The organism is Bacillus sp. TH22, assembly GCF_016651015.1.
GTDB lineage: Bacteria > Bacillota > Bacilli > Bacillales > Bacillaceae_G > Bacillus_A > Bacillus_A mycoides.
This window is the reverse complement of sequence record NZ_JAEKER010000001.1, coordinates 2,630,687-2,646,059: the sequence shown is the minus strand read 5'-3', so window position 1 is coordinate 2,646,059 and position 15,373 is coordinate 2,630,687. Positions and strand designations below refer to the sequence as shown.

Below are 15,373 nucleotides of genomic sequence, written 5' to 3'. Positions count from 1 at the left end.
GCCTGTAAATACGGGATGAAAAAAGGTGTGGATTTTCACACCTTTATTATATTTAGGAAAGGAATTTACATAAATATGAAATTAACGATTTCTTATAATGAGATGGTAAAAGAATTTTTAGGAAAAGTAGAAGGAAGTATTAAGATACCTAAAGATGCGCAGGAGATGGAGTTTAGAATAAAAGGAAAAACTATACCATTTCCAAAACTGACTCATATTGTAGATTTAATAGGAGCAACTGCAACGTGGTTATATCATATTTCTAAAGAAAAGCACATTATCGTGCTCTATCATACAAGAGGAAGTTTATTTCCTATTACTATTGAAGTTTCTAATTATCTCTCCTATGAAAGTTTGAATTTGCAGATTGTAGAGCAAGTGGAACAAATCCAAGAAATGAATGAGGAAGAAATAGGAGAGTTTCAAAACAGTAATAATTCATCTGAAATTTCACCTATTATTATTGGTGAAACGTATTATGATTTACAAGACAAGAATACGTTACAATTTGTATTGAATAAAAATATGCAAAGTGTAGAAATGATATTTAATAGTGTTAATTGGAAAGAGACAACAATTATTCGTTATGCACAACAAATAAATGGTGTTTTAATTGATGCATTACAAAATACAAGTAAGTATATAAAGCATTTTAATATTATTACAGAGGCTGAGATGGCACTTTATAATCTAGTGAATGACACGACAGCAGTATACCCTGAGAAAAGTATTGTCGATATGTTCTACAAAACTGTTACTCAATTTCCGAATCGTACAGCTTTATCTTCAAAAGAGGGTACTTTAACATATGAGGAACTAAATAAAAAAAGTAATCAAATAGCCCATCTGTTAATTAAGAACGGTGTGCAGTTAGGCGACTATGTTGGAATATTTATGAAACGTAGCATAGACACAGTAGTAAGTATGGTGGCCATATTGAAAGCTGGTGCAGCGTATGTTCCAATTGATCCAGATTATCCAGAAGGTAGAATTCAGTACATTATTCAAGATAGCCAAGCGAAAGTTATTTTAATGAAAGAAACACCTATAACATGTGATGAGGTTCAAACTGTCTCAATTTATGATAGTGAAACTTGTGAGGCTACAGATGTAAAGTTGTCTATTCATTGTGATGATGTAGCATATATGATCTATACATCTGGTTCAACAGGAAATCCAAAGGGAACGATGTTAGCACATAGAGGTGTTATTAACCTGTACACTTGGATGCAAAGGCAATATGAATTGAAAGAAGAAGATGTATTTGCACAATTTCCTTCCTTTAGCTTTGATGCTTCTGTATGGGAGTCATTCGCTTCTTTATTTTGCGGAGGAAACTTGTATGTATTATTAGAGGAACAGCGATTGTCTGTAGAAGCATTTGCAACTGCAATCCATAAAGTAAAAGCGACTTCAATCTTGGCGTTGCCGACAATTTTTGTTCGACAAGTAGCAACTTATTTAGCAAAAGAAGATGTATATAAGCTAGCTTCCTTAAAAAGAATTGCTATTGGCGGTGAAATGTTGCCTGTAGAGGTTATTAAATTGTGGAGAGAAAGAATAGGTACAAATGTTGAAATTCATAATGTATACGGACCAACAGAATGTACTGTAGTGACAACAACCTATCAAATACCTAGTCAGTTGAATGAGGATGATGCGAGTATCCCAATTGGTAAGCCATGTGCTAATTATCAAGTTATAATTTTGGATGAGAATATGAATCTTTGTCCAATTGGTGTACCTGGTGAATTGTATATAGATTCAGTAGGATTAGCAAAGGGGTATTTTAATAAGCCTGAAAAAACAGTTGAAGCTTTTATTCCAAACCCTTTTAATCCTATAGTCAATATATACAAAACAGGTGATATAGTTAAACTATTAGAAGATGGAAATATAGAGTTTTTACATCGGAAAGATGATCAAGTAAAGATTAGAGGACATCGTATTGAATTAGGAGAAATTCAAAGTAAAATTTCTCAAGATCATAATATAAAAGAAAATGCTGTTTTTGCTAAGAAGAGTAAGGAAGGTAGCCAATATTTAATTGCATTCTATACAACTTTAAACAAAAAGGAAATACCAGAATTAGTTTATCAGCTACAAGAGCAGTTACCGGATTATATGGTGCCATCTAAACTAATTTATATTAATGAACTACCACTTACACCAAATAAAAAGATTGATGTTAAGAAGTTAGCCCAGTTAGAAGAAAAGTACGAGCCGATCCGTCTACAAAAATATGTTGCGCCTTCTACTAAAGCAGAAAAACAGATAGCGAACGCTTGGGCGGAGGTATTAGGGGTTTCAAAAATTGGAGTGCATGATGATTTCTTTACAATTGGTGGACATTCATTGAAGGTATTACGAGTCTTAACATTGTTAAAAGAAGATTTTTCACACTTAACAATTCAGGATTTCTTTAAAGAAAGAACGATATATGGATTAGCTAGAATTGAGAGAGAAGTAAAAGTAGAGACAGAAGAAGTGTTCCGTGAATATAAGGTGATTCATGAACCGGATACCATTACTTATTCAAATGCTTTGGAAGACATCCACATTTCAAATGTCTTTTTAACAGGAGCTACTGGTTATTTGGGGTCGCACATATTATATGAATTACTGAGAGATACATCTGCTACTATTTATTGTTTAGTAAGGCCGACAAAAGATGTGCAGCAAAGAATTATCGATACATTGGCAAGTTACTTTAATGATATATGTGAAGAGTGGTTACAGCGTATACAGGCTGTACCTGGTGATCTCGGAGAAGAGTATCTTGGGATGAGCGAAGAGGAATTCACTTTAATTAGTTCTAAGATTGATACGGTAATTCATTGTGGTGCAGATGTAAGACATTTTGGAGATGTAAAACAATTTGAAAATGTGAATGTCCAAGGCACGGGCCGTATGCTAGCATTAGCTGAGAATGGTGCTACATTCCACTTTATTTCTACAATTGGTATTCCAATAGATTTAGCGGTAGAGCAATGGGATACATATATGGAAACAGGTGATTTCAATTATAATGTAGAGTTAGAGAATGTGTATTCCGATAGTAAACTACAAGCGGAAAATCTTGTTCGTGAAGCTTTGAAGAGCGGCATACAAGGGAATATTTATCGTGCAGGTAACCTAGCATGTCATTCAGAAACGGGTTCGTTCCAACAAAACATTGAAGGAAATGCATTTTATCGTCTTATTAAAACGATGCTTCTAATTGGAAAGGCACCAAATGTGAAGTGGAAGGTTGATTTTACACCAATTGACTTTGCCAGTAAGTCGATTGTATCGTATTTACAAGATCAAAAAATTGTAGGAGAGACGTTACACATCTGTCACCCATATCAAATTGAATTTGAACATTTTATAAAGCTAATTGAGGAATGTGGATACAATCTTGAAATGGTTCCACTCTCACAATATATAAATATGGGGCTTATATTAGCGAAGGAAGATGAAGTAATAGCAGAGCTAATTGCTTCTCAAGTTGCAGGAGATGGAGCACAGCAATCTGAAATTGTAATGGGTACTCGTAGAACGAATGAATGGATTAAGAAAAAAGAACTGGTAGTGCCAGCGATTAATAAAGAATTTATTCAGCAATTATTAGCTCATGGTGAAGAAGTTGGATATTTTCCAAAAATAATGAAATGATATGTAGGCTTTTGTTTGTTCAATAAAATAAATCATGCTACAATGAAAACGAATTAAGAACCGGGGAGCCAATTGGCTGAGAGGATGTAAGTATTACATCGACCCTCAACCTGATCTGGATAATGCCAGCGTAGGGAGTTACTTTAAAGTGATGTAGCATAAGTTATTATAGAATAACTTGTATACAAGGCTTTCCTACATGGTAGGAAAGCCTTTTCTTTTTTTGAAACCATATTTTGTAAGGGGGATTTTATTATGTCACAACAAGTTACAATTTCATTTTCAGTAGTACCACAAGCGAAGAACAAAGATGTGTATTCCGTTGTTGATAAAGCAATTGAAGTTGTACAACAGTCGGGAGTTCGTTATGAAGTAGGGGCAATGGAAACAACGTTGGAAGGAGAATTAGATGTACTTCTTGACGTCATTAAACGCGCGCAACAAGCTTGCGTCGATGCTGGAGCAGAAGAGGTAATCACTTCTATTAAAATTCACTATCGTCCAAGTACAGGCGTAACGATTGACGAAAAAGTTTGGAAGTACCGTGATGAATATGCAAAACCAGAAGCGATCTAAAATAATCACAACAATTTGGCTTATCCTTCTCATTGCTATATGGGAAGGATCTGTTTCATTATTTAAAATTGAGCCGTGGATTTTACCGAAGCCGTCTGCAATTGTGCAAGAGTTAATTGGAATGAAAGATTTACTATTACCGAATACAGTGCAAACGTTACAGGAAGTAATAATTGGGTTGTTTTTTGCAATTTTACTTGGGACGAGTATTGCTATCATTATGGATGTCATCCCTTTATTTCGGATTTTAATGAATCCATTGCTCGTTATTTCGCAAACAATTCCAATCGTTGTGCTCGCACCATTATTTATTATTTGGTTTGGATACGGAATGTTGCCAAAAGTAATGGTTGTTATTCTTGTTTGTTTCTTCCCAATTGCGCTTAGCATTTTAGAAGGTTTCCAAACGGTAGATAAAAATATGCTGAAACTGTTACAAACAATGAAGGCAACGAAATGGCAAGTTTACCAGAAAGTAAAGTTTCCAGCGGTACTCCCATACTTTTTCTCAGGTTTAAAAATTGCTGTTACATATAGTGTGATGGGGGCGATTATTGGGGAATGGCTTGGTGCCAGTGAAGGATTAGGAGTTATGCTTACAAGAGCAACGAAATCCTTTTTAACGGCTCGAGTATTTGGTGTTGCAGCGATTATCGTCATGGTGACATTATGTCTGTACTTTATTGTTGAATTTATGGCAAGAATAACAGCACCATGGATATACAGAAAGGGCGGCAGAAAATGAAAAAAGGTTTAAAAATTATGTTAGCTGCATTATTAGCAGTAACTGTTGCCGGATGTAATCCGGCGAAGAAAGAAGAAAGTTCAAGTAAAGATAAAAAAGTAAAAGTCGTATTAGATTGGTTTCCAAATACGAATCATACTGGCTTATATGTAGCGCAAACGAAAGATTATTACAAAAAGCAAGGGCTTGATGTAGAAATTATCCAGCCTGGTGATAATGTAACGGCAGAGCAGATGATTGCTTCTGGGAAAGCAGACTTTGCGATAAGCGCACAAGAAAATGTAACATTAGCTCGTGTTGAAGGAATCCCAGTTGTTTCTGTTGGTGCAATTATTCAGCATAATACCTCTGCTTTTGCATCTCTAAAAAAAGATAATATGACGTCACCGAAAGATTTTGAAGGTAAACGTTATGGCGGCTGGGGGGGACCAGCAGAAGAAGCGACGTTAAAGACGATTATGGAGAAACATCAAGCTGATTTTAATAAAGTTGAAAAAATTATTCTTGGACAAACAGATTTCTTTAAATCAATCGGTCGTGATGCAGACTTTGAATGGATTTATTATGGATGGGATGGAATTGAAGCGAAGCGTCAAGGAAAAGAGTTAAATACAATTATGGTAAAAGACTTAGATCCAGCGCTTGATTTCTATAGTCCTGTTATTATTACAAGTGAAAAACATACGAAGCAAGATAAAGATTTTGTGAAAAAATTTATGACGGCAACGACAGAAGGTTATGATTTTGCAATTAAAGAACCGAAAGAAGCTGCGGATATTTTAATTAAAGCTGTTCCAGATGTGAATAAAGAATTAGTACAAGAAAGTCAAAAGTGGTTAAGTACAAAGTATCAAGATGATGCAAAAGCGTGGGGAGTACAGAAGGAAGAGATTTGGACGAATTACATGAATTTCTTATATGACAACAAAGTTATTAAAAAGAAAATCGATGTAAAAGATGCCTTTACAAATGAATTCCTTCCAAGTGAAAAATGAGTGGATTACAAATAAAAGATATTGTAAAAGCTTTCGATGGAAAGAATGTATTAGCAAATATTAGTGCTTCTATACAAGAGGGAGAGTTTGTCTCTTTTGTAGGTCCGAGTGGTTGTGGAAAAAGTACATTATTAAATATGATTGCAAGTGTTGAAGAGCCAACGAGCGGAGAAGTGTTTTATAACGAGGAGTATGTAAAAAAACAAGATGTTGTTAGTTATATGCCGCAACAAGATTTATTACTACCGTGGCGATCGGCTTTGCAAAATATCGTTCTTCCATTGGAAATTGAAGGAAAGCCTAAAAAACAAAGGCTGACAGAAGGAATGGAAGCATTAAAGCAGTTTGAGCTAGATGAATATGCAGATCATTATCCAGATGAGTTATCAGGTGGAATGCGTCAAAGAATTAGTTTCCTTCGTACGTATTTATGTGAAAAGCCAATTATGCTGCTGGATGAGCCTTTTGGAAAATTAGATGCATTTACAAAAATGGAAGTACACAGTTGGCTTTTAAATTCTTGGCATCAAGAAAAGCAAACAATTGTTATGGTTACACATGACTTAGATGAGGCAATTTTACTTTCTGATCGCGTATTTATTTTATCTCAAAGACCAGCATCAATAGTTGGCGAGGTACAAGTGGAATTACCTAGGCCGCGAACGATGGATATGTTAACATCTCTTGAGTTAAAGAAGGATAAGGAAGAAATTTTAAGAGTATTGGCTCCTTACATGAAAAAATAGAAAAAAGTCTTTTAACAGTTTTTTGTATAATTGCTGTTAAGAGGCTTTTTTCTATTGAAGGAGAAAGATGAAATCTATAGGGGAAATAGTGGGTTCATTAACATCGGATAAATTGGAAGAAGGAACAAAAGAAAAAGTAGAGAATAGAATATAACAGAGTGATTTATACTCTTAATATAACAAACGTTAAAGGAGTGAAAGGATAAAATGACTTTATCAACTGTTCTTCAAATGGTTTTAGCTTGATACGGGAGAAGTCTGCCCATTTTTAAAGATGAAGCTAAATTGAAGACAGCAGGTAAAGAACCTTAATCCTTTCTTACGATAATATGTAATGGGTAAGGTGTATTCACCTTACCCATTTTTATATGTATAACTAAATAAGGCTTTATACTGTTGTTCTCTCTATTTAGCTTATGGATCATAAGAAAAGGAGAGAGAAAAGATGAGTATATTAACAGTAGAAAATGTAAGTCATTCATATGGTGAGAAAACCATTTTATATAATACGTGCTTTCGATTATTAAAGGGCGAACATGTTGGGCTAGTAGGGAAAAATGGGATTGGAAAATCAACATTATTACGCTTGTTAACAGGAGAACTTATACATGATGATGGAAAAATTGAATGGTTTCCACATGTGAAGATTGGCTTTTTACAACAGCATATAGATTTACAAGAAGGCATAACAATTGAAGAATACTTGCAAAGTGCGTTTTCTAACCTGTATGAGTTGGAACGTGACATGTTAAAACTTACAGAAGAGATGGCTGGAGCGGGAGAAGTAGCGAAATTGTTAGTAAGGTATGGAGAGTTACAAACTATATTGGAGAATTCTAATTTTTATCAAATTCATACAGAAATTGAGGAAGTAGCAACAGGCTTAGGCTTGTTTGAAATAGGATTGGAAAAGGATGTTTCAAAGTTAAGTGGTGGTCAGCGGACAAAGTTGTTACTTGGGAAACTCCTTTTAGAAAAAGCGGATGTCTTATTATTAGATGAGCCAACTAACTATTTAGATACAGCACATATAGAATGGTTGCAATCATATTTACAAGTGTATGAAAAAGCTTATATTATCATTTCGCATGATGAAATATTTTTGAACAATATTACGAATGTTATTTATCATCTAGAAGAACGAAAGGTTAAGCGCTATGCGGGAGATTATGAAACCTTTTTGCAAAGTTATCAATTACAAAGGAAACAATTACAAGCGGCGTATGCGAAACAACAAAAAGAAATTGCACATTTAGAGAGTTTTATTCAAAAAAATAAAATTCGTAAAGCGAAACAAGCGAAAAGTCGTGAAAAAGTATTAGAGAAAATGAAAAAGGTTGAAAAGGTTAACGATGTACCTCGCGCCCGTTTTGATTTTAATGTTTATACTGAGCCAGTGAGTCGTATATTACAGGTAGAGAAACTGAAAATTGGTTATGGTGAACCGTTATTTCCAGAATTGGATTTTCAAGTGAAAAAAGGGGAAAAGATTGCGATTATTGGTCATAATGGGATTGGAAAAACAACAATGTTAAAAACATTACTAGGACAAATAAAACCGTTAGGCGGCTCAGTTTCTGTTGGGGAACGAGTAAAACCCGCTTATTTTGCACAAGAGGAATTTTCCTCAGAAATAACTGCACTAGAAAGAGTATGGGCAGGGAGACCAGATATGACAAGAAAAGAAATCCGACAAGCATTAGCAAAGTGCGGATTGAAAGAAGAACATGTATTAAAACCTATCCAGTTATTAAGTGGAGGAGAACAAACAAAAGTACGATTATGCGAACTTATCGTAACTAAAAGCAATGTTTTAATTTTAGATGAACCAACTAACCATTTGGATACAGAGACTAAGACGGATTTACAGGAAGCGTTAAAACAATATAAAGGTACAGTTTTAATTGTTTCACATGAGCCCTCTTTCTATGAAGCATGGATAACGAAAATATGGAATATCGAAAAATGGAACGTTTAAAAATAATCACAAAGAAAAGGCATTAGTTTTTATGAGCTAATGCCTTTTCTTTGTGATTAACATGATTTTCGAGAACTCTCAAATGAGAATTGTATGAAAAAGAACTCTTATGGTGCGCTTATAAGCGCACCATAAGAGTTCTTTTTCTTTTGTTATATTTATAATAATACTAGATGCCTTTCCCTAATAGGCTACTATCTTTTTTATATATATAGATAGTTTGAAATGGAATGGAAATGATTCCTATATGTAAAGGATAATGTGATTAGTATGGGAAGACAATAGAACTTAAAGGAAATTCATGTAAAATTCAGATGAACTTCACGCGAACTTCATATTAGAAACTAAATATAATTATAATAGGTTATTATAATATAAATTGTGATTTTTCATAAAATTAAAAGTTTGAATTTAGGATAGAGCACTCAAACCTAAATTCAAACTTTAGTGAAATAATTAATGGAGGTTACGTTTAGTTTTCGTTAATGGATGCATTTACAAGTTCGGCGGGATTGCCTGTTCCTGCCCCTCCGATTGTAACTGATCCACCAGGAGGAATTTCACCATTCCATCCTGCATTCGTAATTACGTAATGATTATTTATTTTACTACTAATTTTAGAATCCCAAACTTGTGTTAAATTGCCGTTATAATCAAATTCTAATTTCCAGTTTTTAATAGGGGTCGTTCCGCTATTTTTAATTATAATTGAGAAGTTGTAACCACTTCCCCAATTTGAAGTGACTGAAAAGGTAGCATTGCCATTTCCACCAGAAGGTGTTGTGTTAGCATCATCTGTTTTTATAAGAATAGAAGTAGGTTGTGATTTGTTACCAGCAGCATCTTTTGCTAATACTGAAAATGTGTATTCTGTATTAGGTTTCAAGTTTTTAATTGTAATGCTATTTGTTGTTGTACTCCATTTCTCTTCTCCGGCAGTAATTTCATATTCCGTAACTCCTACGTTATCAGTAGATGCAGTCCAGTTTAATTGAACTGAGTTTGAATTTTTATTTGTAACAGAAATATTTTTTACGTTTGTTGGTGATTCAGTATCTTTTTGAGTAATAGGTCCACCAAGTAATTCTTTTACTAACGTATCAAGTAATTTTGGTCCACTACAACTATATTTTGGACTTGTACGGCAATCCCCGCTTAGTTCCCAAAACATTGCGCCACTTAAACCTTTTGTCTTTATATAGTCTGTTTTATATTTCATAGATTCGTTGTCATCATAGCTAATAAACGTGCCTGTAGTCGCATTATATAAATAAGGTACTTTCGCTACATCGTTCCATCCGCGAACAAAACCATTTTTATTCACATAATTAGCTGCTAAATCACCATAATCGTACACACCTGTGTCACCGGTAGAATAATCATCCCAAGTACCTTTAGAAGCGAGCTTTCCGTCACTACCTGGTTTACAAGGTTGGTATTGCCCATTATTTTCTTTTCCGCAACTTTTCCATCCACGTCCGTAAAAAGGTACACCTAATACGAGTTTATCCGCTGGAACCCCTTCATTTGTATAAATGTCTATCGCACCATCCACGTAAAATTTCGTATCCGCTGCGGGGTCATTTGGATCTTTGTATAGTGCAGCATTATGGTTAGAAGTAGCTTCCCACCCACCGTGGAAATCGTATGTCATAATATTAATCCAATCCAGTATTTGAGAAATCTTCTTTAGCTCTGTATGATCCGCATAACGTTGGCTTGCACCTGACGCGATTGTTAGTAAATATTGTTTACCATCTTCTGCACCAGCTTTCGTTAATGCATTTCGAACATCTTGAAGCAGAAGGGTGAAGTTTTGTTTATCTTCAGGACGATAACTACCACCAGGAATCGTTTCAACACCCGGGTATTCCCAGTCTAAATCAACGCCGTCAAATCCATATTCGCGAAGAAAAGCTACTGTAGATTCAGCGAATACTTTTCTTGTTTTTTCATCAGCGGCCATATCAGAAAAGCGGTTAGACCAAGTCCAGCCACCAACTGAAATAATTGTTTTTAAGTGAGGATACTTAGCTTTTAATCGTTTCAGTTCTCCGAAATTTCCACAGCGGGCATATTTATCACAATCTTCCCAAGTTGTACCCGATCCCGGATAAGATTTTGTGACATCAGCCCATGGTTCACCGAGTACGAGAGTGCCATTAGGGACCTCTTTATTTTGCAGTGGTACACCAGATTCTTTACAGTTCCACGTTTGTTTATTTGGATTATCGGGGTGAGTAGAAGGGTTTCCATGTTTTCCATTCCAGCAAATATCAGCGAAAGCATAGTTTAAATGAGTTAGCTTTGATGCATCAATGTCTGCAACTTGATAATTACGTCCGTAAACGCCCCATGAAGGAAAATACCCAACAATTTTTTGACCTTGCTTTGGTGAATCTGCTAATGCGAAATTTGGAGTAATAAAGTTTGTGAGAAAAAGAGGTAAGAAAAGTAGTAGGGATAGTAATAGTAACGTGAATTTTTTTGATCTCATAGTCATTTCTCCTTTCAAAATAAAAGATATATTTAAAGGCATGCGCCAATAAACCAAAGTGAATCTAGACGTATGAAACGTCTAGATAAAGTGAAACTTTAATCAGTGGGGGGCTTCATCCCCCACTGATTATCAGCCCTCACCAATCGGACTTTTATGGGCAGTTGATCCCCCACCTAACTTCTTTGCTTTCGCTAAATTTTGAGGTGGGGGTCTTACTGCCCATTAAAGCGGGATAAAAACGATCAGACATCACGAAGTCTATACAAGGGAGCTGGGGGTGATTAAATCGTAGCAAATGCAAGATTTGGTGTAAACGCTTTATTTGATTCGCAAAGATTTTCTCAATATTAAATGGCTCTAATACAGACTACACATGAAAATAAAATATTGATTAGGGAGGAAAAGGCTCCTTGTAATTAAATTTGAGAAAAAATTGTATAAAGTCAATTTGTAATAGCGTAGCAAGATGAGAAAATATCATGTAAAATAATAGTAAAAATATGTAAAGGAGCGAATAGTGTGGATGTCTTTTTGAACATTGCTGAAGAAAAAATTCGACAAGCAATACGGAATGGTGATCTCGATCATATTCCGGGGAAAGGAAAACCACTACAATTAGAAGACCTTTCAATGGTACCTCCAGAACTTAGAATGAGTTATAAAATCTTGAAAAATGCAGGTATGATTCCACCAGAAATGGAACTACAAAAAGATATATTAAAAATAGAAGACTTAATTGCGTGCTGTTATGATGAAGTAGAGAGAAAAGAATTACAAGAAGAGTTAACAGCAAAAACGCTGCGTTTTCAGCAGGTAATGGAAAAGAGAAAGATTAAAGATAGTTCAGCTTTTCGTATGTATCAGGATAAAGTGAAACTTTAATTAGTGGGGGGGCATCCCCCACTGATTATTAGCCTTCACCAATCGGGCATTAACGAGCAGCCCGACTCCCACCTAACTTCTTCGCTCCAACTGAATTTTGAGATGGGAGTCTTACTGCTCGTTAATGCGGGGTAAAGTATTTCGTAAATTACGCTAAGAGGGATAAGATGAATACATTTGAAATGATAGAAGAATTAGCGACATATATTGAAGGACAACAATTAGTACTGCTGTTTATTAAAACGGAAAATTGTGGTGTTTGTGATGTTATGTTAAGAAAAGTAAATTGCGTATTAGAGAATTATGATTACGTAGAGAAAGTAGAAATATTACTACAAGACATGCAAGAGATTGCGGGGCGATATGCAGTATTTACAGGGCCAACAGTTTTATTATTTTATAATGGAAAAGAGATCCTTCGTGAATCGCGCTTCATTTCACTTGGAAATTTAGAGAGAACCATTCAATTATTCGAAGATTAAGGGAGGCTTTTATATGGAATTTATTATTGTCATACTATTATTTGTTGTAGTTGGAACGATCGTAACAGCAGTTCGATCAAACAAAAAGAAGGTAAATCTTACAAAACAAAATAACATTCATAATTCATCCAACAGCTCATCACCATTATTTTTCTTTGCTGGATCGGATAATGATAGCTCGCACGATGGAGGTTCACATGATTGCGGAGGTTCTTTTGGTGGAGATAGTGGAGGTAGCTGCGGTGGTGGTGATTGATGAGAATACGCCTTATAGGGGGCGTATTTCTTTTTAAACAAACGTTTGATTAGTTGGCTTACATATGCATAAAAACAGTTAAACAAACGTTTGATTAAATATTTTTAACATGCTAGGGGAAATGAAAAGGGAACCGTATTTCTTACTAAATTAGGATTTGAATTTGAAATAATACATATGATTCGAATGTGGTTTGAAAGTACGTTTTCTTAAATAAGGAGTATAGCCTCTTGCAATAGAGGTTTTTTATTTGTTATTATTAGACTGAACGGTCGGTTTAAAGAGGTGTGAATATGAGAAGAAGCGCAGAAGAGATAAAGAAAGAAATTGCCTATAAAGCAGAAAGTCTGTTTTCACAAAAGGGCTATGCAGCTACATCTATGGAAGAGATTTGTGAAATTACAGAGAGAAGTAAAGGAAGCATTTATTATCACTTTAAAAGTAAAGAAGAATTATTTTTATTTGTAGTGAAACAGCATACGTATGATTGGCTTGAAAAATGGAATGAAAAAGAGAAGTTGTATAGTACTAGTACTGAAAAACTATATGGTCTCGCGGAATATTATGTAGAGGACATACAGCAACCCATTTCAAATGCAATAGAGGAATTCTCTATGAGCCAAGTTGTAAGTAAAGAAATTCTGGATGAACTGTTAGCTTTAACTAGAGAATCATATGTGATGGTTGAGAAATTAATTGAAGCAGGTATACAGTCTGGAGAGTTTCAAGAAGATGATACGCGTGATCTTATGTATATTGTGAATGGATTATTATCGGGGCTTGGAGTACTTTACTACGAGTTAGATTATAAAGAGCTGAAACGTATTTATAAAAAGGCAATAGATGTATTGTTAAAAGGAATGGCAGCTGAATAATAGGTCAGTTGCTTTTCTTACAAAATAAATTAGACCGAACGGTCGGTTTATGAAAGGGGAATGAAAATGAAAGCTTTATTTAAAAACCGAGCATTTATGCTCGTTATGGCATCTGATATTTTACAACAATTTGCAATTTGGATCAGAAATATGGCTCTTTTGTATTTTATTATGGAGCGAACGAATAATGATCCGGTTTCAGTTTCTTTATTATCGGTTATGGAATATGCACCAATTTTTATTTTTTCATTCATTGGTGGTGCGTTAGCAGATCGCTGGAATCCGAAGAGAACGATGGTTGCTGGAGATGTATTAAGCGTACTATCTATTATAGGAATTGTCTTGTTGCTAAAGCTTGATTATTGGCAGGCTATATTTTTTGCAACACTCGTTTCCGCAATTGTAGGTCAGTTTTCTCAGCCGTCATCTTCACGTATATTTAAGCGCTATGTAAAAGAAGAACAGGTAGCAAATGCGATTGCATTTAATCAAACATTACAGTCGCTATTTATGATTTTTGGACCAGTGGTAGGATCGCTTGTGTACACACAACTTGGTTTATTTACGTCACTATATAGCTTAATTATTTTATTTTTGTTATCTGCTATCGCTCTTTCATTTTTACCAAAATGGGTGGAACAAGAGCAAGTGGCGAGAGGTTCATTAAAAAATGATATAAAAGAAGGTTGGAAATACGTTCTTCATACGAAAAATTTACGTATGATTACGATCACTTTCACCATTATGGGCTTAGCTGTTGGACTAACGAATCCATTAGAAGTGTTTCTTGTAATAGAACGGCTTGGAATGGAAAAAGAAGCCGTTCAATATTTAGCCGCAGCTGATGGAATCGGTATGTTAATTGGTGGTATTGTTGCTGCAGTTTTCGCTTCAAAAGTGAATCCGAAAAAGATGCTTGTATTCGGTATGAGCATATTAGCGATATCATTTTTAGTAGAAGGGTTATCTACATCATTTTGGATTACTAGTTTCATGAGATTTGGAACAGGTATTTGTTTAGCTTGTGTTAATATCGTTGTCGGTACGCTTATGATTCAACTCGTACCAGAAAATATGATTGGCAGAGTAAATGGAACGATTTTACCACTGTTCATGGGGGCAATGTTAATTGGAACTTCACTAGCTGGAGGATTGAAGGAGATGACCTCACTAGTTACTGTATTTTGTATAGCAATGGCACTTATTTTATTTGCGATAGGTCCGGTTTTACGTATGCAAATAAAGAAAGAAGATATTGTGAATCGAGAGGAAATGACGAATTGATTAGTTTCGAAATAGCTATTGTAAGGGAGCAGAATTGCTCCCTTTTCTTGTGGCAATCTTTTGACAATGACATGCCCCAACTATATACTGATGATGTAAAAACGATTTTACAGGTTAGGAGAAACGGTGTGAAAAATCAAATCTATGAATTGCGCACTGCAAATAATATTTCACAAGGTGCATTAGCGGATAAGTGTAACGTATCAAGACAGACGATAAATGCAATTGAGAATAATAAATATGATCCAAGCTTAGCACTAGCATTCCGGTTAGCAGAAGTACTAGGAACAACTGTCGATAAACTATTTTTGTACAAGCTTTAGAGTTTTTAATTGTGGGGCGTTATCGTTAAAAATATAAGAAAAAGATCCCCTTCTTGTGTGAAGGGGATCTTTCT

The 15,373-nt window shown here is 35.0% G+C and carries 13 protein-coding genes, 1 pseudogene and 1 riboswitch; of the genes and pseudogenes, 13 read left to right on the top strand and 1 reads right to left on the bottom strand.

The annotated features are described in order from the left end of the window. Nucleotides 1-75: 75 nt before the first annotated feature. The 6 genes from JFU18_RS13420 to JFU18_RS13395 all read left to right on the top strand — a co-directional run bounded on the left by JFU18_RS13420 (nucleotide 76) and on the right by JFU18_RS13395 (nucleotide 8,697). A complete protein-coding gene (locus JFU18_RS13420) occupies nucleotides 76-3,657 on the top strand; it encodes a non-ribosomal peptide synthetase family protein (protein WP_201034652.1) in 3,582 nt (1,193 codons plus the stop codon). Nucleotides 3,658-3,708: 51 nt separating this feature from the next. Further along, nucleotides 3,709-3,811: riboswitch (TPP riboswitch) on the top strand. 101 nt (nucleotides 3,812-3,912) lie between these two features. After that, nucleotides 3,913-4,233, top strand: coding sequence for an MTH1187 family thiamine-binding protein (locus JFU18_RS13415; RefSeq protein ID WP_000082898.1), 321 nt, complete (start codon nucleotides 3,913-3,915; stop codon nucleotides 4,231-4,233). Then, on the top strand, nucleotides 4,205-4,978 hold the full coding sequence (locus JFU18_RS13410) for an ABC transporter permease (RefSeq protein ID WP_002091231.1): 774 nt from the start codon (nucleotides 4,205-4,207) through the stop codon (nucleotides 4,976-4,978). Before JFU18_RS13415 ends, JFU18_RS13410 begins: the two co-directional genes overlap by 29 nt. Further along, the gene (locus JFU18_RS13405; RefSeq protein ID WP_002124979.1) at nucleotides 4,975-5,973 is read left to right on the top strand and encodes an ABC transporter substrate-binding protein; all 999 of its coding nucleotides are present in this window, start codon (nucleotides 4,975-4,977) and stop codon (nucleotides 5,971-5,973) included. Before JFU18_RS13410 ends, JFU18_RS13405 begins: the two co-directional genes overlap by 4 nt. Beyond that, the gene (locus JFU18_RS13400) at nucleotides 5,970-6,719 is read left to right on the top strand and encodes an ABC transporter ATP-binding protein (protein ID WP_002139487.1); all 750 of its coding nucleotides are present in this window, start codon (nucleotides 5,970-5,972) and stop codon (nucleotides 6,717-6,719) included. Before JFU18_RS13405 ends, JFU18_RS13400 begins: the two co-directional genes overlap by 4 nt. Nucleotides 6,720-7,164: 445 nt before the next feature. Continuing rightward, nucleotides 7,165-8,697: an ABC-F family ATP-binding cassette domain-containing protein gene (locus tag JFU18_RS13395; protein WP_085308913.1), complete on the top strand. Its 1,533-nt coding sequence runs from the start codon at nucleotides 7,165-7,167 to the stop codon at nucleotides 8,695-8,697. A 472-nt stretch (nucleotides 8,698-9,169) separates the two neighbouring features. Here the strand turns inward: JFU18_RS13395 and JFU18_RS13390 are convergent, their stop codons facing one another. Continuing rightward, entirely contained in the window at nucleotides 9,170-11,194 is a 2,025-nt protein-coding gene (locus tag JFU18_RS13390) for a glycosyl hydrolase family 18 protein (protein WP_201034653.1), read from the bottom strand. Between the two features lie 522 nt (nucleotides 11,195-11,716). Here JFU18_RS13390 and JFU18_RS13385 point away from each other — a divergent pair. The 7 genes and pseudogenes from JFU18_RS13385 (at nucleotide 11,717) to JFU18_RS13355 (ending at nucleotide 15,299) form a co-directional block, all read left to right on the top strand. After that, nucleotides 11,717-12,079, top strand: a complete 363-nt coding sequence (locus JFU18_RS13385; protein WP_075311927.1) for a DnaJ family domain-containing protein — start codon at nucleotides 11,717-11,719, stop codon at nucleotides 12,077-12,079. 167 nt (nucleotides 12,080-12,246) lie between these two features. Beyond that, a complete protein-coding gene (locus JFU18_RS13380; RefSeq protein WP_201034654.1) occupies nucleotides 12,247-12,561 on the top strand; it encodes a thioredoxin family protein in 315 nt (104 codons plus the stop codon). Nucleotides 12,562-12,574: 13 nt separating this feature from the next. Continuing rightward, a complete protein-coding gene (locus tag JFU18_RS13375; RefSeq protein WP_201034655.1) occupies nucleotides 12,575-12,817 on the top strand; it encodes a hypothetical protein in 243 nt (80 codons plus the stop codon). A 129-nt stretch (nucleotides 12,818-12,946) separates the two neighbouring features. After that, nucleotides 12,947-13,030: pseudogene (locus tag JFU18_RS13370) on the top strand (histidine kinase); the annotation flags it as partial. A gap of 80 nt (nucleotides 13,031-13,110) precedes the next feature. After that, nucleotides 13,111-13,692: a TetR/AcrR family transcriptional regulator gene (locus JFU18_RS13365; RefSeq protein ID WP_002124986.1), complete on the top strand. Its 582-nt coding sequence runs from the start codon at nucleotides 13,111-13,113 to the stop codon at nucleotides 13,690-13,692. 66 nt (nucleotides 13,693-13,758) lie between these two features. After that, nucleotides 13,759-14,976: an MFS transporter gene (locus tag JFU18_RS13360; RefSeq protein WP_201034656.1), complete on the top strand. Its 1,218-nt coding sequence runs from the start codon at nucleotides 13,759-13,761 to the stop codon at nucleotides 14,974-14,976. Between the two features lie 71 nt (nucleotides 14,977-15,047). Then, the gene (locus JFU18_RS13355) at nucleotides 15,048-15,299 is read left to right on the top strand and encodes a helix-turn-helix transcriptional regulator (protein ID WP_003187029.1); all 252 of its coding nucleotides are present in this window, start codon (nucleotides 15,048-15,050) and stop codon (nucleotides 15,297-15,299) included. The last annotated feature ends 74 nt before the right edge of the window (nucleotides 15,300-15,373 follow it).

What these genes read in the sequence shown, in the direction of transcription:
- JFU18_RS13360 (WP_201034656.1), top strand. Translation starts at nt 13,759, where the DNA reads ATGAAAGCTTTATTTAAAAACCGAGCATTTATGCTCGTTATGGCATCT.
- JFU18_RS13415 (WP_000082898.1), top strand. Translation starts at nt 3,913, where the DNA reads ATGTCACAACAAGTTACAATTTCATTTTCAGTAGTACCACAAGCGAAG.
- JFU18_RS13375 (WP_201034655.1), top strand. Translation starts at nt 12,575, where the DNA reads ATGGAATTTATTATTGTCATACTATTATTTGTTGTAGTTGGAACGATC.
- JFU18_RS13365 (WP_002124986.1), top strand. Translation starts at nt 13,111, where the DNA reads ATGAGAAGAAGCGCAGAAGAGATAAAGAAAGAAATTGCCTATAAAGCA.
- JFU18_RS13410 (WP_002091231.1), top strand. Translation starts at nt 4,205, where the DNA reads ATGAATATGCAAAACCAGAAGCGATCTAAAATAATCACAACAATTTGG.
- JFU18_RS13390 (WP_201034653.1), bottom strand. Translation starts at nt 11,194, where the DNA reads ATGAGATCAAAAAAATTCACGTTACTATTACTATCCCTACTACTTTTC.
- JFU18_RS13420 (WP_201034652.1), top strand. Translation starts at nt 76, where the DNA reads ATGAAATTAACGATTTCTTATAATGAGATGGTAAAAGAATTTTTAGGA.
- JFU18_RS13380 (WP_201034654.1), top strand. Translation starts at nt 12,247, where the DNA reads ATGAATACATTTGAAATGATAGAAGAATTAGCGACATATATTGAAGGA.
- JFU18_RS13405 (WP_002124979.1), top strand. Translation starts at nt 4,975, where the DNA reads ATGAAAAAAGGTTTAAAAATTATGTTAGCTGCATTATTAGCAGTAACT.
- JFU18_RS13355 (WP_003187029.1), top strand. Translation starts at nt 15,048, where the DNA reads ATGCCCCAACTATATACTGATGATGTAAAAACGATTTTACAGGTTAGG.
- JFU18_RS13395 (WP_085308913.1), top strand. Translation starts at nt 7,165, where the DNA reads ATGAGTATATTAACAGTAGAAAATGTAAGTCATTCATATGGTGAGAAA.
- JFU18_RS13400 (WP_002139487.1), top strand. Translation starts at nt 5,970, where the DNA reads ATGAGTGGATTACAAATAAAAGATATTGTAAAAGCTTTCGATGGAAAG.